Source organism: Acinetobacter sp. BY419 (assembly GCF_019038395.1).
Lineage (GTDB): Bacteria > Pseudomonadota > Gammaproteobacteria > Pseudomonadales > Moraxellaceae > Acinetobacter.
In genome coordinates this window covers 1-19513 of the sequence record NZ_JAGFXZ010000003.1, presented here as the reverse complement: position 1 = coordinate 19513, position 19513 = coordinate 1, and the positions used below count along the sequence as shown (strand labels likewise).

The 19513-nt window shown below is 35.9% G+C and carries 14 protein-coding genes and 1 pseudogene; all 15 read left to right on the top strand.

The window, feature by feature from the left end; genetic code table 11:
• Positions 1-30 precede the first annotated feature (30 nt).
• A complete protein-coding gene (locus KUG37_RS01720) occupies positions 31-708 on the top strand; it encodes a hypothetical protein (RefSeq protein ID WP_216934130.1) in 678 nt (225 codons plus the stop codon).
• A gap of 14 nt (positions 709-722) precedes the next feature.
• On the top strand, positions 723-1232 hold the full coding sequence (gene tssB / locus KUG37_RS01715; protein ID WP_216934129.1) for a type VI secretion system contractile sheath small subunit: 510 nt from the start codon (positions 723-725) through the stop codon (positions 1230-1232).
• The gene (gene tssC, locus KUG37_RS01710; RefSeq protein ID WP_216934128.1) at positions 1219-2700 is read left to right on the top strand and encodes a type VI secretion system contractile sheath large subunit; all 1482 of its coding nucleotides are present in this window, start codon (positions 1219-1221) and stop codon (positions 2698-2700) included. The genes tssB and tssC overlap by 14 nt, the downstream gene beginning before the upstream one ends.
• 51 nt (positions 2701-2751) lie before the next feature.
• Positions 2752-3255 carry a type VI secretion system tube protein Hcp gene (locus KUG37_RS01705; protein WP_216940119.1) on the top strand — a complete coding sequence of 168 codons (504 nt, stop codon included), beginning with the start codon at positions 2752-2754 and terminating at the stop codon, positions 3253-3255.
• Positions 3256-3332: 77 nt separating this feature from the next.
• On the top strand, positions 3333-3824 hold the full coding sequence (gene tssE / locus KUG37_RS01700; protein ID WP_216934126.1) for a type VI secretion system baseplate subunit TssE: 492 nt from the start codon (positions 3333-3335) through the stop codon (positions 3822-3824).
• Positions 3821-5626 carry a type VI secretion system baseplate subunit TssF gene (gene tssF, locus KUG37_RS01695; RefSeq protein WP_216934125.1) on the top strand — a complete coding sequence of 602 codons (1806 nt, stop codon included), beginning with the start codon at positions 3821-3823 and terminating at the stop codon, positions 5624-5626. The genes tssE and tssF overlap by 4 nt, the downstream gene beginning before the upstream one ends.
• Positions 5590-6585 (top strand): type VI secretion system baseplate subunit TssG, encoded by a 996-nt coding sequence (gene tssG / locus KUG37_RS01690; RefSeq protein WP_216934123.1) that lies wholly within the window; start codon positions 5590-5592, stop codon positions 6583-6585. Before tssF ends, tssG begins: the two co-directional genes overlap by 37 nt.
• Complete coding sequence (locus tag KUG37_RS01685; protein ID WP_216934121.1) at positions 6582-8021, top strand: hypothetical protein; 1440 nt, start codon at positions 6582-6584, stop codon at positions 8019-8021. Before tssG ends, KUG37_RS01685 begins: the two co-directional genes overlap by 4 nt.
• A gap of 34 nt (positions 8022-8055) precedes the next feature.
• Entirely contained in the window at positions 8056-11880 is a 3825-nt protein-coding gene (gene tssM / locus KUG37_RS01680; protein ID WP_216934120.1) for a type VI secretion system membrane subunit TssM, read from the top strand.
• Positions 11881-11927: 47 nt separating this feature from the next.
• Positions 11928-12887, top strand: coding sequence for a type VI secretion system-associated protein TagF (gene tagF / locus KUG37_RS01675; protein ID WP_216934118.1), 960 nt, complete (start codon positions 11928-11930; stop codon positions 12885-12887).
• Position 12888: 1 nt separating this feature from the next.
• The gene (locus tag KUG37_RS01670; RefSeq protein ID WP_216934115.1) at positions 12889-13659 is read left to right on the top strand and encodes an OmpA family protein; all 771 of its coding nucleotides are present in this window, start codon (positions 12889-12891) and stop codon (positions 13657-13659) included.
• 284 nt (positions 13660-13943) lie between these two features.
• Positions 13944-15290: a site-specific integrase gene (locus tag KUG37_RS01665; protein WP_216940118.1), complete on the top strand. Its 1347-nt coding sequence runs from the start codon at positions 13944-13946 to the stop codon at positions 15288-15290.
• Between the two features lie 13 nt (positions 15291-15303).
• Positions 15304-16866, top strand: a complete 1563-nt coding sequence (locus KUG37_RS01660) for a site-specific integrase (protein WP_216940130.1) — start codon at positions 15304-15306, stop codon at positions 16864-16866.
• A complete protein-coding gene (locus KUG37_RS01655; RefSeq protein ID WP_367947493.1) occupies positions 16856-19183 on the top strand; it encodes a hypothetical protein in 2328 nt (775 codons plus the stop codon). Before KUG37_RS01660 ends, KUG37_RS01655 begins: the two co-directional genes overlap by 11 nt.
• 3 nt (positions 19184-19186) lie before the next feature.
• Positions 19187-19387 (top strand): annotated as a pseudogene (locus KUG37_RS01650) (hypothetical protein); the annotation flags it as partial.
• Positions 19388-19513 lie beyond the last annotated feature (126 nt).

Here is a 19513-nt window from a genome sequence, read left to right as displayed (position 1 = left end):
ATAAAATAATAACTAAAATTGAGGCTCATTTTGAAAAATATTCTAGGTTTTATTGTATTGCTCATCTCAGGGATGGTACAGCTATGTTTTGCTCAAATTCATGCAGCAGAATTAAAAAAATCATGTATAAAGAGCTATCCACAGGCAAAAAATGATACTGATTTAACGGTCATTGATTTATACCAGCGATTATGTGACAAGCCAGCAAAAAAAAGTATTCAGTTTCAGCAGCAATTGTCTACCCAAATTGCCAAACGTTATATTGAAGTAGGTAATCATCTGAAAGCCCTGAATTTAATCGAGCAATTAAATCAGCAAAATTACACTCATCAGGATTTAACCGATCTGAAATTCCTGGCAGGAATCGGGATATCTTCTCAAAGCCTGGAACAAATGCGTAGTACAGAAGTCCGTGCCCTAAATAACTCTACCTATCCACAAGCTAAATTGCTGACTGAACATATTTATCTGGCACAGCCTGTAGCAAAATTTTCTGAATCTGCATTAACAATGGCGATGAATTCAAGAGAAAAAAAAGCTAAAAGTAAACCAAATAGTCCAATAAAACGAAACCTAAGTCAAAATAAAACATCGAATAGTAATCTAAAAAAGAATACGGCTGTTAGCAGTAGTAAAAAAACAGAAAGTATCAGTACACGAACTCACAGTCCCAGTACCAACCCATTTGGATCATTAAATAATAATTAATAAGGAAAATCATAATGGCTAAGCGTGAAAGTGTACAAAAAAAATTACAGCGTATTCGACCGCCCCGTGTGCAATTGACCTACGATGTCGAGGTAGGTGACGGCCGAGAAGTTAAGGAATTACCTTTTGTAGTAGGGGTGTTAGGCGACTTTTCAGCAGCATCTGAACTAGAAAAAACCAAGCTTAAAGATAAAAAATTTATCAATGTAGACCTGGAAAATATTGATGAGGTAATGCAGTCTCTTGCACCACGAGCCAGTTTTCAGGTGGAAAATAGTTTGACTGAAGAGGGTGGAAAAATATCATTGGATTTGGTTTTCCATACTATGAATGATTTCCGGCCGGAACAGGTTGTCCAACAAGTAGAGCCTTTACGAAAATTGGTAGAAGCACGGGAACGTTTAACTGATTTACGTAATAAAATATCTAATAATGAACGTCTTGAAGATTTACTGGATGATGTTTTAAAGAATACTGACCAAATCCGTAAAATGAGTGTGGAGGCAGAAAATGAATCATTCTGATGCTGCAACTACCACACATATTGCTATTGAAGAATACTCAGTTCTGGATTCTATCGTTGAACGTAGTCGGATTGCGCGATCAGTAGAGGAACACGATCGTGCCAAAAGTCTAATTGGTGAATTGGCGAAAGAAGTCATGGCCGGTACCGTTATTGTCTCTGACAATATTACCCTTGCTTTAGATAAACGCATTGCCGAAATTGATGCGCTTATTTCTGCCCAGCTGAGCAAGATCATGCATCATGAGCAGTTTCAGAAAGTCGAGTCCACCTGGCGAGGGCTGTACTACTTTTGTCAGGAAACACCATCACATTCTTTAATCAAGATTCGTATGCTGAATACGACTAAAAAAGAACTGATTAAAGATTTTCAAAGTGCAAGCGACTTTGATCAAAGTACTCTATTCAAAAAAATCTATGAAGAAGAATATGGTTCTTTTGGTGGCGCGCCTTATGCAACCCTCATTGGTGACTTTGAGTTCGATCGGACACCGTCAGATCTATATTTACTTGAGCAAATTTCACATGTAGCGGCAGCGGCCCATGCACCGTTTCTTTCAGCTGCAAGTCCTTCTATGTTCGGGTTGGAAGCTTTTACCGATATCGATCGACCACGTGATGTTTCCAAAATTTTTGAAACAGCTGAATATGTACAATGGCGCTCATTCCGGGAAAGTGATGATGCTCGTTATGTGGCATTGACCATTCCGCGAGTATTGGGACGTTTACCTTATCATCCTAAAGAGGGAAGTACGACAGCAGGCTTTAACTACGTGGAAGATGTTTCAGGTGAAAATCACAATGAATATCTGTGGATGAATGCCGCTTATGCTTTGGGTACCCGTTTAACCAATGCTTTTGATATGCATGGCTGGTGTGCTGCAATTCGTGGGGTCGAGGGTGGCGGTTTGGTCGAAGGTCTACCAGTGCATACTTTTAAAACCAATGATGGGGAAATCATCTTTAAATGTCCGACTGAAATTGCAATTACGGATCGTCGTGAAAAGGAACTCAGCGATCTTGGCTTTATTCCATTAGTACATTGTAAAAATACCGATTATGCGGTGTTCTTTGGTGCCCAATCTACTCAAAAACCAAAGAAATATAATAATGAGATTGCCAATACCAATTCTGCATTATCCTGTCAGATTCAGTACATTATGGCAGTCTCACGAATCGCGCATTATTTAAAGGCAATGATGCGAGATAAGGTAGGAAGCTTTGCATCCGCAGGAAATGTCGAAGCATTTCTAAATGACTGGCTGTCTCATTATGTACTCTTGGATGATGGCGCTTCACAGGAGGCTAAAGCACAGTATCCACTACGTGAAGCGTCTATCAAAGTTGTAGAAAATCCAGCTGAGCCTGGACACTACAAATCTGTGGTCTTTTTGAGACCCCATTTTCAGTTAGACGAGTTATCTGTATCTTTGCGACTAGTCACTGAACTACCGCAGTCGAGCCATTAAGGCCGCTGCTAAAATTATAATAACGTTTATAACAACAGGAAAATTATTAAAATGAAAGACATTTACGTCCAATTTCGAGGCAAATATAAAGTTGATGGTGAATCTCGTGATTCAGAACATAAAAGCTGGCTAGAAGTAAACTCTTGGTCACATAACATTCGTCAACCAAAATCAGCAACATCTTCAAGTGTGGGTGGTCATACCGCAGAACGAGTTGAACATTCCGACATGTTTTTCATGAAAGATCTGGATGCAACTAGTCCAAAACTTTGGGAAGCCTGTTCAGCGGGTTATACCTTCGATGAAGTACAGATTGATTTTTATCGTGCCAATGGCGATAAACGCATTAAATACCTGCAAATTAAATTAAAACATGTGCTGGTTTCTCAGGTCACGCCGACAGTGAATCAAGAAGGTGTTCCAACAGAAGCGTTTGGTCTGAAATATGCAGCAGTTGAGTGGACGTATAATCAGCAAGATATTAATGGTACACAAAAGGGTGCTGTGACCAAGAAATGGTCATTATCAAATAATACCGCCTCTTATGCAGCGTAATTTGATCTTTTAGGGGCTGGTCTTGATCAGCCTCTCTCCTGACATTTATAAAAATAAGTAAAATTAGAATATAAAATATGAATTTGGATCAGCTTTATCCTTACGGGTTTAGAACAACATTATTTGACTGTCTATTGTCTCAGGACACTCAAAGTTCTCAAGGACTTTCTTTGCATGCTTTAAGAGCATCGGTGGCTGCAGATCTGGAAGATCTGTTAAATAGCCGCATGGCTAACCTAGGCGCTATGGTTGATGGTTATGATCAGATCAAACATTCAATTCTTCAATTTGGCATTATTGATTTTGTAGGTCTTTCTACGGCGAATCCAATAGATCGGGAGAAAATCTGCCGCTCGATTGAACATTCTATTCATGCGCATGAACCACGCTTAAAGCAGGTTAAAGTCGAGATGCTGATAGATGATCAGAATAAGGGAAGTCTGTGCCTTAGTATTCAGGCTTTCTTAAATATTTACCCTCTGTATGAACCGGTAATTTTTGATGCCTTCCTCAAGCCAACTACACAACAATACGAAATTTTGTCCAAAATATCAGCGGGTGTGCTGTGATCGAAGAATTATTACCCTATTACGAAAAGCAATTACAGGAATTTGGGCAACAATCACGAGAGTTTGCCAATAAATATCCAAAAATTGCCCAACGTCTTTCGCTGAATCAAGAGCAGATTGATGATCCGCATATCGAACGACTGATTCAGGCATTTTCCTTAATTTCCGCCCGGATTGATAAAAAACTGCATGATAGTTATGACGTATTTACGCGTTCTATTTTTGAGGTGATGTTTCCCCAGTATCTGAAACCCTTTCCAGGATGTTCAATAGTCAGTTTTGAAGATGGCAAGAAAATCCGCCACCTTCAAAGTAGCCAGAAGATTCCTAAACAGACTGTATTAAAATCAAAAAGTATCCGTGGAGTACAGTGCGAATATCGTACGGTAAATCAAGTTGATTTATTACCAATTGCATTAAAATCCATCCAGTTTAAAACACATGCTTCAGCCCATGTTTATTTAAATCAAAATGCAACCTTGATCTTTGGTTTTGAAATTTTTAACCAGCAGCAACGACTACTGGAACAACAAAAACTGCCTATCTATCTGGATGCAATCTCCAGCTTTCCACTGCAAGTACTAGATTGCATTTTTAAAACGGAGACTGCTTTTTCTGTAATAGTACAAGATGAAGAAATTGATATTAAAAATCCATTTGAGTTGATGGGATTTACTGAAGCTGAAAGTACGCTGCCAGTTGACCAACATACTCATCATGCTTATCGTTTATTAATAGAGTATTTTTGCTTTCCAGAAAAATTTAATTTTCTTAACCTGAATCTAAATTTTTTAAAAGATATAAATATAGGATCAGCAGAATTTGAGCTATGTATTCATTTTAAAACAAACCTGAATGATCAAGTTCAGGTGCGAAATTATTCAGAATTAAATAGTGCTAATTTCAAATTATTTGCGACACCGGTGGTGAACTTATTCCCTAAACAGGCCGAGCCACAGAAAATTGATCATCTGCGCTTGGAATATCCATTAATAACTGATGTACATCATCCTCAGTATTTTCAGGTATATGCGATCACTGAAATGAAGTTATTAAGAGAGAAAAGCGAAAAAAGTCAAAGCACTTATCCTGTATTACCTTTTTTTGCTATGAGTCATTATCATCAGACGGATATGCAGTTTTATTACCATCTGTCGCCAGAGAAGAATAATAATCAAACAAAACTGAAATATTCGATTATTTCCAAATCTTTAGCACCACAGAAATTTTCATCAGACTTTATCAGTATGCAGCTGTTATGCAGCAATGGGGATTTACCTTATGAAAGTTACCACAAAGATCAGAATAATTTATCTCTAAATGACAATAGCTTGGCACGTCAAGCCTTGTTATTGAAAAGACCCAATTTACCCTATTATTTTGATCAAAAGCGGCAGGAGCAATGGCGGATTATTTCGCATTTATCATTGAATAATTTGTCTTTAATGAAAGCCAATGCAGTCAGTCACATTAAGGAATTGCTGGAACTGTATAACCTACCGCAATCCAAAGACAATCGGCTAATCATTAATTCAATTCACTCGATTCAATTTTCTCTGACGCAGAAGCTACGTGCGCATAAACCATTTCCACTTTTTGTACGGGGTGTCAAAGTTGAAATCCAGATTGATACAGAAATCTTTCGGGGAGCCAGCCTTTATATATTTGTACAGATTTTAAATCATATTTTTAATTTAAAAGTTCAGATGAATAGTTATGTAGATATGCACGTCATAGATTCAAAGTCAAAACAGGAGTTATACCAATGCATACAGAATGTTGGTGGCAAGAGGCTTCTGTAGTTGATCGGCTCTACCAGCAGCCAACCAGCTTTGAATTTATTCAAGCCACACGATTATTAAGACATGCTCCAGTCCAGAATAAGCATCAAGAATGGAGTAAAAGATTTCAGTTTATGAGTTCGCTCAATCTTAATTTTCCGACCTCTGAAATTGAATCATTGCAATGCCAAGATCATAAAGTGAAAATTACTAATTTAATTATGGGATTAACTGGTATACAGGGAGCATTACCTTATCTCTATACACATAAAATTAAACAGAGTGCCCGGTCACAACGAGAAGAAAGTCTACATTTTCTCGGGTTATTTAATCATAAACTGACTGCACAATATGTTGATGCCTGTCTGAATTATCACTTACCACTACGCTATGAGGTCGAACAGGAAAATCATTATCTGAACATGCTTCATGCTTTGAGTGGCTATAGCACTCAGCAACATGAACAACAACATATAGATGATTATTTTGCTGAATTTTCAGGTTTGATGCAGGGTCAAAATAATACCTATTATGCTTTAAGCAGCATATTGTCCTGTATTTTTAAATATCAATTTGAGATTAACGAGTTTATTCCGGAAAGTTTTCAGCTGGATGATCAACAGCAAAGCAGTTTGGGAACTTCACAACCAGTTCTATTAGGAATCAATAGCTTCTGTGGAGAAACTATTCAGCAAATTGATGAAAAAATTGAAATCGTTATAGGTCCATTAAAACGTAAAGACTATCTAAATTTTTTATCTGAAGGAATCCATAGCGCCAAATTAAAACAGTTACTTCAAACCTGGTGTAGCCCGACCATGTTAGTGGATCTGCGGTTGATTCTAGATAAAGATGAATTATGTCCCGTCCAATTTGGAGAGAACCATTTAATGGGACTGGCCAGAGGGGCCTTATTAATGCCGAATCAGGCGATACACAATGCAGAAACCTGCTATAGCCTGATAGGAAAAATGTCATGATTAAGCGTATTATTCAAACTTTTCTAGTTGTATTGGTTCTAAGTAGTGCTCTCGTCATTTATTACTGGAGAGACATCCATTACGATCCATCAAATACTGATTTACTATTATATTTTGGCATTTTACCTTTGTTACTTTGCTTGTCTTTATTGACACCTTATTTTATCTATAAAGCGGTGAAACTCTATCAACAAAGACAGAAAGCTCAGCAGGATAGGGTTCATAAATCTGCTCAAACACAGCAGCAAGAGTTAGAAAATAAAGAAGACCTATATAAAGCTAGTGAGAATTATACGCTCAATATATTTTCAGCTGCCGCTTGGCACAGTTTTGGCAAAAATGCAGAAATATGGCAGCACATGAGTCAGTGCAGAAGTCCTGAGCTAGATTCAGAACTGCTAAATCGTTTTGGTCTGCCCATATTGGCATATCGTATTCATGCTGTGGACCAATTTCTCGAAGAAAATAGCAATGAGGAAGAAAACGTTCCCAGATTAAGGGGACAACGGATTCAACAGTTGATTCAACAGCAACTTGAACAACATGAAGAAAGCCTACGTTTAATTTCGGAACAGTTAAGACGTTCAGCACTATTTTATGATCAGGAGCTGGCTTATCAATATCGAATGCATCCGGGGTGGATACAGGAGAACTACTGTGAAGATGAAGAAAATATTGCCTCCATTCCAGGGGCAGTAAGTCGATTAAACTGCCTGAATCTGCATATTTTACTGGCGGATCATATAACCCATGAGTGGAGTGATCTGTATCAGGAGCAACTGATAAATCAAATCGAACAACAATATAGCTTGGTTTCTACTCAAATCCATGTCGAGTGCCACTTCCTGCCTGCTGATCGTGCTTGTTCAGATTTTCTGAATTTAGTACAGGAAATTTCAGGTGAATCACATGAGATCAGCCTCATTATTATGGCGGACTCTGAAATTGATCAGGAGTATCTGGATAATCAATTCTGGCAAAATGAACACTATATTGCTGCGGAATATACTGCCAGCTGGTGTCTATCCGCACATGAGCTAGATGTTGAGGATTTGATACCTTCACGGATACTGACACTTAGCAAGTACGTCACTGATCTATATGCATATCTAGATCAACATCAGGTTGATCTGTCCTCTCAGCTAAAACATACATATCCTTTCTTAGTATTATTAGATGAAACTGCCCAATTCAAAACGATGAAAAAAATACTAAAAGAATATGCAAACATTGATTTTGAAACAGAGCATGTCATTTGCCCTCAAAGGTATTTGGGTCATACCCAACATTTAGCAGCAACTTTTGCAGCGATGCTATCATCACATTTACTAGACAATGTCATTACAATAAACTGTAGTACACAACAAGAATCAAGCTATTTATATTTTAAAAATAAAAAAAATGAGCAACTGAATGAAATCTCATTAGTAGCTTAACTATCTATAAAATTAAGTAAAAAAAGAGATTAAAGTGAATACATTATTTTATACAGTCCTGGGGTATGTATGGCAGTACATTAGTAACCCTAAAGCGTTGATGGCCTTATCCTTTTTAGTGGTTATTATTTCCATAAAAAATACAGTTTCTGATTATATTTTCTGGATATTGCTGACCGTGTATGTCGTCCTATTAACAGGCTGGGGAATTTACGCACTTATCCAGCGTTATCAGCATGCGAAAAAAGGTGAAGAAATCGCAACGGCCTTATCTCAAAGTTCTGTAGCTGAAAGAAAATATAATAATAAAAAAGAACTTCAGCTGATTAGTCAGCAAGTCAAACAATCTATTCAGCTGATTCGCAAGTCTAAGTTGGGCGATCGCAAAGGACATGCGGCACTTTATGAACTTCCATGGTATATGGTCATTGGTAACCCGGCGGCGGGGAAAAGCTCGGCGATTTATCATTCAGGTCTGCGGTTTCCTTTTGAAGAAAAGCATCAGAAACTAGTTTCTGCCGGACTCAGTGGGACTCGGAACTGCGACTGGTTTTTTTCAACCCAAGGCATTTTACTGGATACAGCAGGGCGTTATTCAGTCTATCCGGAAGACCATTCTGAATGGTTGGATTTTTTAAATATCCTCAAGAAAAATCGTTCTAAAGCGCCCGTAAATGGCCTCATTGTCATTGTCAGTGTGGCCGAGCTGGTTAACCAGAGTCCGGAGAAATCCCTACAACTGGCTAAAAACCTGCGTGCCCGAATTCAAGACCTGACGGAGCGTCTAGAAGTTTTTGCTCCGGTCTATTTAGTTTTTTCTAAGATGGATCTAATCGCCGGTTTCACGGAATTTTTTGATGGCTATCATGGACAAGAATTTGATCAGGTTTGGGGGGCAACCTTAGCTTATAAACCAGATTCAAGTGAAAATGCCGTTCAACTATTTGAAAAGCATTATGGCATATTATATGAGGGACTGAAAAATGTAAGTACAGCTCACTTAACTCGTCGCCATTCGCAACATATTTCACCCAGTGTGATGACCTTTCCACTGGAATTTAAAAGTCTAAAGCCGGTATTAAGAACCTTTATTGCAACTTTGTTCCAAGAAAATCCTTATCAGTTCAAACCAATTTTTCGTGGCTTTTATTTTACCAGCGCCTTACAGGAAGGCTCAATTGAAAGTCCAATGACAGCACAGATTGCTGAGGATTTTCATCTCATTCGTAACAAGGATCATGATCATAGCCTACCTACACAGTCTGTATCACAGAATCATGGTTATTTTCTGAAAGATTTATTTTCTGAGGTCATCCTTAAAGATAAATATTTGGTGAAGCAGCACATTAATCCAGCACGAAAACGTCGACGGTTTGTGGCTTTTAGCGGTGCTTTATTAACTGTATCGATTGTATTGAGCCTTTGTGTGTGGTCTTATCGAAATAATCAGCACTTAATGGCCGAAGTCCAAGGGGACCTGAATAAGATCGTACGGATGCAAAAACAGTCAGGAACTGAGCTAGCCACACAAATCGACGCATTATTAATTTTGCAAGGTCATTTGCAACAGTTTGATCAATTTGATCGGAAGCGTCCATTCAAGTACAGTTTTGGTCTTTATCAAGGACAACAGATCCGGGAGAAACTGCAAGCTGAATATTTGCAAGGAATTGAGCAATTAATCTTGCAGCCCAGCCAACAGAATATTGAAGAATATCTGCAACGGGTAAAAAACAATGCAGCCGTTCTTAAAGAAAATCATATCAATGTGCGAATTCATCCGGCTGCACATGTACAACAACTGGGATTAGAACCATCCGACCAGAATCCGCAAGATGCTTACAATGCGCTTAAAACCTATCTAATGTTGAGCAACCGTGAATATATAGATTCAAGTCATCTCAGTGATCAGTTGACACGTTTCTGGCGGATCTGGCTGGACCAGCATCGTGGTCAGCTACCACGCGCTGAAATGCTGCAAAAAGCCGAACAGCTACTCAGCTATGCCATGACACAGACAGATTCAAGTGCATTTCCCCAACTGGATTCTGATACTGTTTTAGTCGAACAGACCCGTCAGGTTTTAACAGCAATGACGACCGGTGTTTCTGCAAGAGATCGTGTATATAACGAAATTAAAATGCGGGCTTCGGTACGGTTTCCAGCCTTAACCATCAAGCAGATAGTAGGGGGAAGTGGTCAAACAATGATGCTGGGGAGTTATGCCTTACCCGGTTTTTACAGTTATCAAGCCTGGAACGAATATATACAACCTGCCATAGAAACTGCGGCGCACAGCCCAACCGAGAGCAAAGACTGGGTACTCAACACATCCCAATCTGATGATCTGAGTTTTAGCGGCAGCCCTGAACAAATCCAGCGCCAGCTGATTGAGATGTATAAGAAAGAATATATTCGCGAATGGCGTAAATTTTTGGGTGCTATTTATTATGCCAAGTCAGCCGACTTTAATCAGCAGATGTATCAGATTGACATTCTTGGCGAACCAGAAAATTCACCGATTCGTAAGGTAATTCAACGGGTAGCGCAAGAAACCAGTTGGGATAATCCACTGGTACAAGCTGAGTTGGCTGTTCCACAAAAAGGTTTTATAGCATGGTTTAAACGCAAGATATTACAACTTGATGATGCCAAACTGACACAGAATTCTGCGTCGACTTTATCTCAGGGGGTGATTGCCAAAGACTTTCAGCTATTTTATCAGATTGTGCGTTCCAGAGATGATTTGCAGAACCGGTCACTGCTGGATGAGTATATGCAGTCTCTGGCCAAGGTACGTAGCCGTTTTAATGATCTTAAAAGTTCTGGAGATATTGGCCCGGCGAGCATAATACTACTTAAACAAACCATTGATGAGCAGAATTCTATTTTCAATATCACCCAGAAGTTTGTGGATGAAAAAATGTCGGTAGGAACCCATGAGCTGGATCAGCAGCTGATTAAAAAGTTGTTTAGTGTGCCACTTACACGTTCCTTTGAAAGCCTGATACTTCCGGCACAAGCTGAAGTGAACAAACTCTGGCTGATACAGGCCTATCAACCATTTAATGGAAATTTATCGCAAAAATATCCGTTTAGTACTCAGGGCAGTTTACAGGCAACCTCTCAAGAAATTAATCAGATTTTTGGTGAAAATGGCAGTATTGCGCGTTTTGTCAAAGAGTATCTTGATCCTTTAGTGATCCGTCGCGGCTATAGTTTAAGCTCGAAAACATGGCAAGACATAGGACTTAATCTAAATCCTTTATTTGTTGAAAACTTTCAAAACTATGTTGCGCCTGTGCATGGTATGGCGACTGGCGAGTTAAATAATAACAGTCATCAGTCGGTGACACCCAATCAATCTAACTTTCAATTTTATCCACTGGAACAGGCTCATTTATTGGCTTATACCATTGATATCGATGGGCAAAGAATGCTATTTGAAAATGGCATTCAACAATGGGTGAATTTTATCTGGCCAAATTCAGGTGCAATTCCAGGCGCTAGGATCACGATGATTGATTTGGAAGGGAAGACCCATACTATTTTCGATGAGCCTGGGGAATATGGAATCAATCGTTTGATTGATAGTGCTCAGCGCATACAAAAAGGTAATATTTTCGAACTGATCTGGCGCAGTAAAGAGAATCCTGAACTATTTGTGAAGACCAATTTTCGTTTGGTGAGTGGGAATAATGCAAGTTCTATTGGAAGTAATCCAAGTTATAGCAATTTACAGTTAGTCGATCAGGTTGTTTCAAATAAAGCGGTAAGAGTCGTTGCAGCACAGAATGTGACGATGTCAGGAAAAACAGCTCTCACATCTGCTATCAATATAGGGACTCCACTACCATGACATTGATCAATCAATTAAATTCTAAGTGGATAGGTGGATGAATCGATATGGATGAAGTAAAAACCATACCTATATATTACGGCAAGTGCCCAGCGCGTGGAGATTTCTTAAAGTCACGAGGGCAGTATGAGTTGATTCAACTGATTGATCACTGGATAAGTGAGGCATTGGAATATGCCAGGCAAAAATCTGAATTCAAGCAAACCTATACACAATTGCCAACACTGGATTTTTTAATTGTGAATCCTCAGGATAAATTATTTTTAGTGGCGAACTTGATTGCCAGTGAAGATAGTTCTGGGCGAAGATTCCCCATGGTACTCGGTCATCTGATTGAATATGAGAAGCCTTTTAAAAATATTCTATATTCGCCATTACGTTATAAATCGATGCTGCCTGAGCTTTATCAGCTTAATATTACAATACGCTTAATCCGGGATGCCAATAATTTACTGGATAAACTCAATCAATTCAGTAGTCAAATAGTGGTGTCTCGTCCTCAAGAAGCACAGTTATTTTATGAAAATCATACGATTCATTCATTTGCGAAATTAATGAATTTCAACGCTTTTCAGTTGGCTCAAAGCATGCTTGGCTTGGGGTTGTTATTGCAACCTGTGATTCAGAATGGGACTAGTCGATTAAATAAAGTGCTGATTTTACCCATTCACAATCCTACTTACTGCTATGAAATTGCTGATTTTTGGATCAATTTAATCTACCAGTTTGTACAGCATCATCATACAAAGCTATTTATTAGTATCTTGCATAAAAAGCAACCAATCCTATTGTTTAGTTTTAAAGGTACCGATATTCGGGCTTTAAGCGATATTTTGACTGATAATTTAAATAGTGAATATTGGGTTCCATTGATTGATGCGATTTGGATTAATCAATATTTAGAGAATAATGCAGGGTTGGCAGTACTAGAACAATCCTTAAGCGAACGTCAGATGAGCCTCATTCAAGGTATTGAGCTATTTAAACAGACATTTATAGAAGCATAAAATGAAAATTAAATATTTAAAATTAATAAAATATAATAAAATCATAGCCTTATTATGTTTTTCGTTTGGATTTAATGTACATGCACAGCCTATTATTGCTGAGGGCGCAGTACCGAATAACAGTAGCAAGCAGGCTATTTTAACGAAATTGTATTCAATCTACGGTCAGGAAAATGTGGTGAATCGTATTCAGATCCGTCAAGTGGTAGCACCAGCGGATTGGTCGAATACAGTCAGTCATATGATTAATGAAGATCTTAAAAAGGTTAAACAAGGTAAATTAATAGTTAAGGGTGCTGATTTCCAGTTGACTGGTAAAGTATTAAATACTGATGAAATTCATAATACTAAAGCGAAATTGCAGGGTTTAATCCCCACAAATTACCGTTTAAATGCCCAGCTTTCAGTCAATCAGGCAGAACAGCAGATTATTGATGCTGCATTAAGGAACCGGATTATTGAATTTGAATCTGGCAGTGCGGTATTGGCAGCTTCAGGCGCACAAATTCTGGATGAGATGGTCAGTGCCTTAAACAAGGTTGGTGGCAAAAAGATACGAATTATTGGCCATACGGATAGTTCAGGCATTGATAATAAAAATCTTGTGTTAAGTCAGCAGCGTGCAGAAGCAGTGAAAGTCTATTTAATTGCAAAAAATATTCCGGCGCATTTGCTGAGTACCGAAGGTTTAGGTTCAAGCAAACCTGTAGCAGATAATGCAACAGCTGGAGGCCGCAAGAAAAATCGTAGGATAGAGTTTGAAGTGCTTTGAAAGTCTGATCTAGTTAGGTAACAGTTATCAATACATGATATCTATTCAGTCTATATGATGTTGGTGCGCGTTACAGACCAAACATTTTTACTTTGGAGAAACCGGACATTTCTATTTTGGGCTTACAAGTACGTTTCGTATAATGTATATTATGTTAAATATAATACACCTAACATTAACTTCATATTTGTACTTCTCTTACCTCATATCAATAACTTATACAAATAAAACTCCTAATCACAAATATGATATGTTGACCTAAATTTTAGTTCATGAAGTTCACCATGTTTGAAGTCAAAAGTATCCAGTTAGAACAAAAGATATCTAATGAAAATGAAATCAAATTATTGTTTGATACTGAGTCGACATTCCCATGCTTATTCCCATTATTGTTTAGCTTGAGAGTGATACGTTTTCAAAGCTTATCTACGCAATATTCTGATTTGATGGCACTAAAAGATTGGTATATATTTTGGTATAAAAAATATTCTATTTCTTTCTGCGAATTTTTCTATTCTTCAAACTATAATTTTGAACTTGTTTACGACGAAATTGATAATTTTATCATTTACCTAGAAAATAATAATGACTTAAGTGATGTCACATACTTAGGAGGAAATCGTAAAGTCAGTTATATAAATATTAGCAACAAGATTCGCTCTTTCTTGAAATTTTATACTTATCTTATGGATGACTATCTGACTGTAAAGAAACACCCTCATCTAGATAGAAAAGAAATAGAAAAAATTAAATCAAATATTAAAAAACATATCGATATTAAGAAAAAGATTATTAGGAAATCCACTAAAACCATACATGGTGAAAAGAAGTATCTGTTTAAAAGTATGACAAATGAAATGGTTAAAGTTCTTTATGAGACTATAGCACCTAGCAGTTCTAACAATACTAATGCTTTTAATCCATTTAAAAATAGACCAACTCAATTTAGGAATTTCCTAATAATTCATTTAATGCTCAATTATGGACTTCGAGTCGGTGAGCTGATGTTGCTGACCGTAAATTCTATTAAAAAGTCTATATTGAATGACTCTTATAGTTTAATTATTACCAATACTGATGATGAACATGATGACAGACGTAGAAAACCTAAAATTAAAAATGAGTTTTCATACCGAGTAATAACACTACAAGAAAGAGATTATAAGTTTATAAATATTTATATAAAAGAAATTCGCAGTGATATTAATTCTGACATCTTATTCACATCATTAAAACCACCCTACTCTTCATTGAGTTATTCTAGTGTTAAAAAAATTTTTACAATCTTAGATAAAGAAATTAAATATAGAATACCGCATCACTTTGATAATAAAGCTTTTGATTCAATAAATAGCATTACACCGCATGTATGTAGACATACATGGGCATATTTAATGTTAAATTATTCATTTAAAAAATATGAGAACATGGATAAACTAGGAAATTCGATTAATAATATAGGTCAAAATTCTTTGGATAAAGCACAAGACGATTTACGTGTGCTTGGAGGTTGGTCTCCTACGAGTTTAATGCCTATCCACTACGGCAAGAGGTTTATCGTAGAAAGAGCAAATATCTCAAATATTGAAAGAATTGTTGAAATGAGTGCATTTTTTGGAAAAAATACATAAAAAACAATTTGATATAGAGTTTAATTCTTCTGTTGATAAACATATTTTCAATATTTTCTCATCTGAAGATTTAAATTCTATTGATAATTTAAGGATACCCCCATTAATAAAATTTAATCTTGCATCTACATTTGATACAAAATTTATTAGTACTAAACCTGATATTTGGGAATTTTTTTATTCTGGAAATAAGATTCATTTAAATTTTGATTGTTTTGACTTATATGAGAAGAAAATTTTGAAATTTTTCTTGGTTTTTTTTGTACAGGTTAACACTCCTTCTAGGCTTAATTCTAAATTGGATTCATTTAAATATGCTATAAGATATTTTAAAAATAATAAATTAAATTTTAACTTCGATAGTTTTAAAATATTATTAAATCATTTATCTAAAACAGATAAAAATCATTTTTATTATGATTTAAAATTTTTAGTTAAATTACTTTTTTTGGAAAATTTTTCTGGATTTAATATTGATAAAGAGTATGAACTTGATTTTTTGGAACGTCCTAAATCATTCAACTCAGAATTATATTATCAAGAATATGAGGATCGGATTGACTACCCTCTTAAAACTATGATTCACCAAGGATTTTCTAAGATTAATAGCGATTTGTTACTTCATGGTGAGAACATAGCTAATGAACAACTCTTAAATTCAGCAATGCTAGCTCTAGTTTATGTATCAGGGCTTAGACCCGTTCAGTTGGCTAAGCTATCTGTTAGTGATTTAAAGCAGGACACTATCCGTAAGAGTGATAATTTTTGTCGTTATAGCATCCTTATTCCTTATGCAAAGCAATCTCGTTATGTTCATGAAAAAATTGCTATTAAGTTACCTGAAGAAATTGCTTCCATTCTTATCGCTTACATTAAAAGATACAGTCTTAATGGCGATCAAAAAATGTTCGACATGGGTGACAATGCATCTCGTTTTTGTCAACACTCGATTAACAAGCAATTATTTGAGTTTTCTCCGAAGCAATATAAAGAAGCAGTTCTATCTGGTGAAATGATTCAACAGAAATATTCTTACTCAGATTTCAGACATCATGTGGGTTACAGCCTAGCAATAAGTGGAGCTAGTGCAGAAGAAATTGCTTACATTTTAGGCCATTCATCGGTAGTAACGGCTAGACATTATATTTTCTCTACACCTGAAATGGCGCAAATTAGAGCTAAGGCCTTAGGAAGCAACTCACTATATAAACAAATGATTGCCATGCTATTGACTGGTCAATTGGTCTATACCAAAGATTGGTCCTCCAAAAAAGTATTAGGCAACATAGGGGCAGATATTCACTACGATATTGGCGGTTGTTCCTATCCAGGTCATTGTCTATTTCAACCTGTGAGGAATTGTTATGGCTGCATGTATTTCCATCCTTTCATCGATGCAGATCATGGAAAAGTTCTTGATAGTATTCAAAACGAAATTAATTTGTTAATTAAATTATCTGATGGGATTGGTTTATCAAGGAATCCAGTAATTAGGATTCATGAAACTACAAAGTTTGAAATTGAATCAGTGATATTACGCTGTAATGTTAGTAAGGGGTCAGATCGTGATTTCTAAAAATTATCTTGAATTTGTCAATGAACAAAAAGAATATTTCTTAGAAAATATTCAACCGACTTTTAAAAATACTTGGACTGATTCAATATGGGTTGGAGGATCTAATGGATCTGGATGGTTAATATCAAGATCAGGAAAAACATATTTAAATTTTGGGGTAATAAAAAATCTAAAAGGAATTGAGAATTTTGAAATAGATGAAGAATTTCAAATATTTATGAAATCTGTAATTGTTTTAAGTTATCGTCAATCCAATAAGAGGGCTTCGCCACAAAAATTGTATGCAGAAATGTTAGTTCTTAAACGTTGGTACAGCGCATTAGTTCAACATACTCAAAATTACCATGCATGTTCATTAACAACGGAGGTTTTAAATATCGCATTCAACTGTTTATTTGAAAACTCAAGCAAAACAAATCTTCCAGACCATGCAGGAAGTTTTATACGTATACAAAAGATGATAAATCATTATGGTTTTACAGAATCACAGCTAGAATTTGTACATGACTTAAAGTATATCAACCGACAAAATAGGACACCAAATGCAAAAAGAACGAAAGCTTTGATTGATCAACTTGAACTAGATGAAAGTGATCTAGAAAGTAATAAATTGGTATCAGTTCAAACTTTTATTAATATTGTTGCTCTTAGTGGCTTATGTCAAACAACCAGTGAAAAGATAGCACTGAATTTTCTGTTACTATTGATTATTACAGGCTTTCGTTCAACTGAAGCTATATTATTAAAAAGAAATGCATTAATAAAAAAGAAAATTATAGATCCTATTACACAAGAACACTTAACTTTAGATGGTGTTCAGCAATATTCAATAGGAATTCGATATCATGGTGCTAAAGGTGTTGGAGAACGTATTCATTGGTTAGAGCCTACTGCTGGTAAATTAGCAGAAATAATTTTCGAGTCAGTAGAACAACTTACGAAAGAATATCGTGCACAAATTCAATATATCAAATCAAAGAAAATTGTTGATTTTCTTCCATTAGAGTTAGATGAAATCCCAGGAGATGAAATAGTTTTAGAAGATTTGATCGATACAATATTTAAGGTAAGAGAAATTAGTGAATATAACTATAGGGTTAATTACAGAGCAATACTTTTGCCGTCAGTTAAAAAAATTCCTGTACTAAAGGAAATTAAAATTGGTAACAAAATAAATACTTATTATCTAAAGAAAGATATTAATAATTACATAAAGTCTTTGACACCCAATTTTACATCTGGCTCACCATTTGTTCATGTTCTTAATAGTAATGGAGTTAATGAGGAAATTCTATACGAGGATTTACTTTTTTTACATGAGTACAAGTCGTTGAATTTTAGTAGAAAGTTTAGCCATAAATCTAATATAATTCCATTTACCTGCACTACAATAAATAATTTCTTAGGTGGCGGTCAGAATTTATCAGTCTTTGAGAAATATTATCTCAAAGAAAATGATACAGAATATTCAAAATTGTCTACACATATTCCAAGGCATAACATTAACACGTTCCTTGCTTTATCCGGACTATCTGAGCATCTGCAAGCTTTGCTTATGGGGCGAATAGATATTAAGCAAAATCAATATTATCAACATGTAGCACTTAAACATAGAAAAATTGCAGCTAGTTTGTTTGAAAAGTTTGATTTGATACGCTCAGAACATAAAGAAAATTATCTGCATCCTAATCCTGTAGAGTCAATTAAGCATGATGGTTTTATGTATTTTTCAAAAGACCTAGATTTAGAAAATAATTTAAAAATGAATTTACAATCTTTTGATAATAAACATGACATATCAGAACACATTAAAAAGTCTTTTTTTGAAGATATATTTTCTGATATTACTGAAGCTTTTAATGAATTAAGTCATTCAGATCTTCCAAAAGCAGATTCGTTAGTCGAAAGACATGCTTACTTACATCCTTTACCATTTGGAGGTTGTATGCGTGATGTTACAGTACACGATTGTCCAAAACGTATGGCATGTCAATCAGGTGATAAATGTGGAAATTTCACTATTACGCATAGGAAAGGAGAACTAGAAAACCTAGAATCTATGATTAATAGTTTAACCGTGAATTATCAGAAAACTCTATCCATAGTCCAGTATGATAAGTCTTATACCCATATGCTAAGTGAGATAAAAAATAAAATCTCAAATTTAAATGTAGTCAAAGAGAGAGCCTTGTCTAAACGCAATGACTTAACACCTATTCGTATATTTGATTATATTGATGAAAATATAAAATTACCTCATACACTATCTGAATTATTTGCTATCGAACAGCACAAAATTGAATCAAGTAAGGCTTAGAAAATGTTACGTGGTAAGGAATTGGATCAAGCAATCGAAAATGAATTACAACTTATGTTATTAGAGGGTTACGATAAATCCCCTATTTCACATAAATCTGTCCACGATAGACTTGTAGCTAGAAAACATATTTCAGGAGGTTTAAGTACTCTAAGCAACCTGAAACGTAAAAGTTTAATTAGCAGGTATATTGCTGAACAAATTGATGTGTGCTGAATTAACAGGATACTTCCACTTGGTAGATTCTATGCAGCCAACTTGTAAAAGTCTGCTGCCATTTGATTTGGTGTTTTAAAATCTAATCCTTTTTGAATTCTCTGCTGATTATAA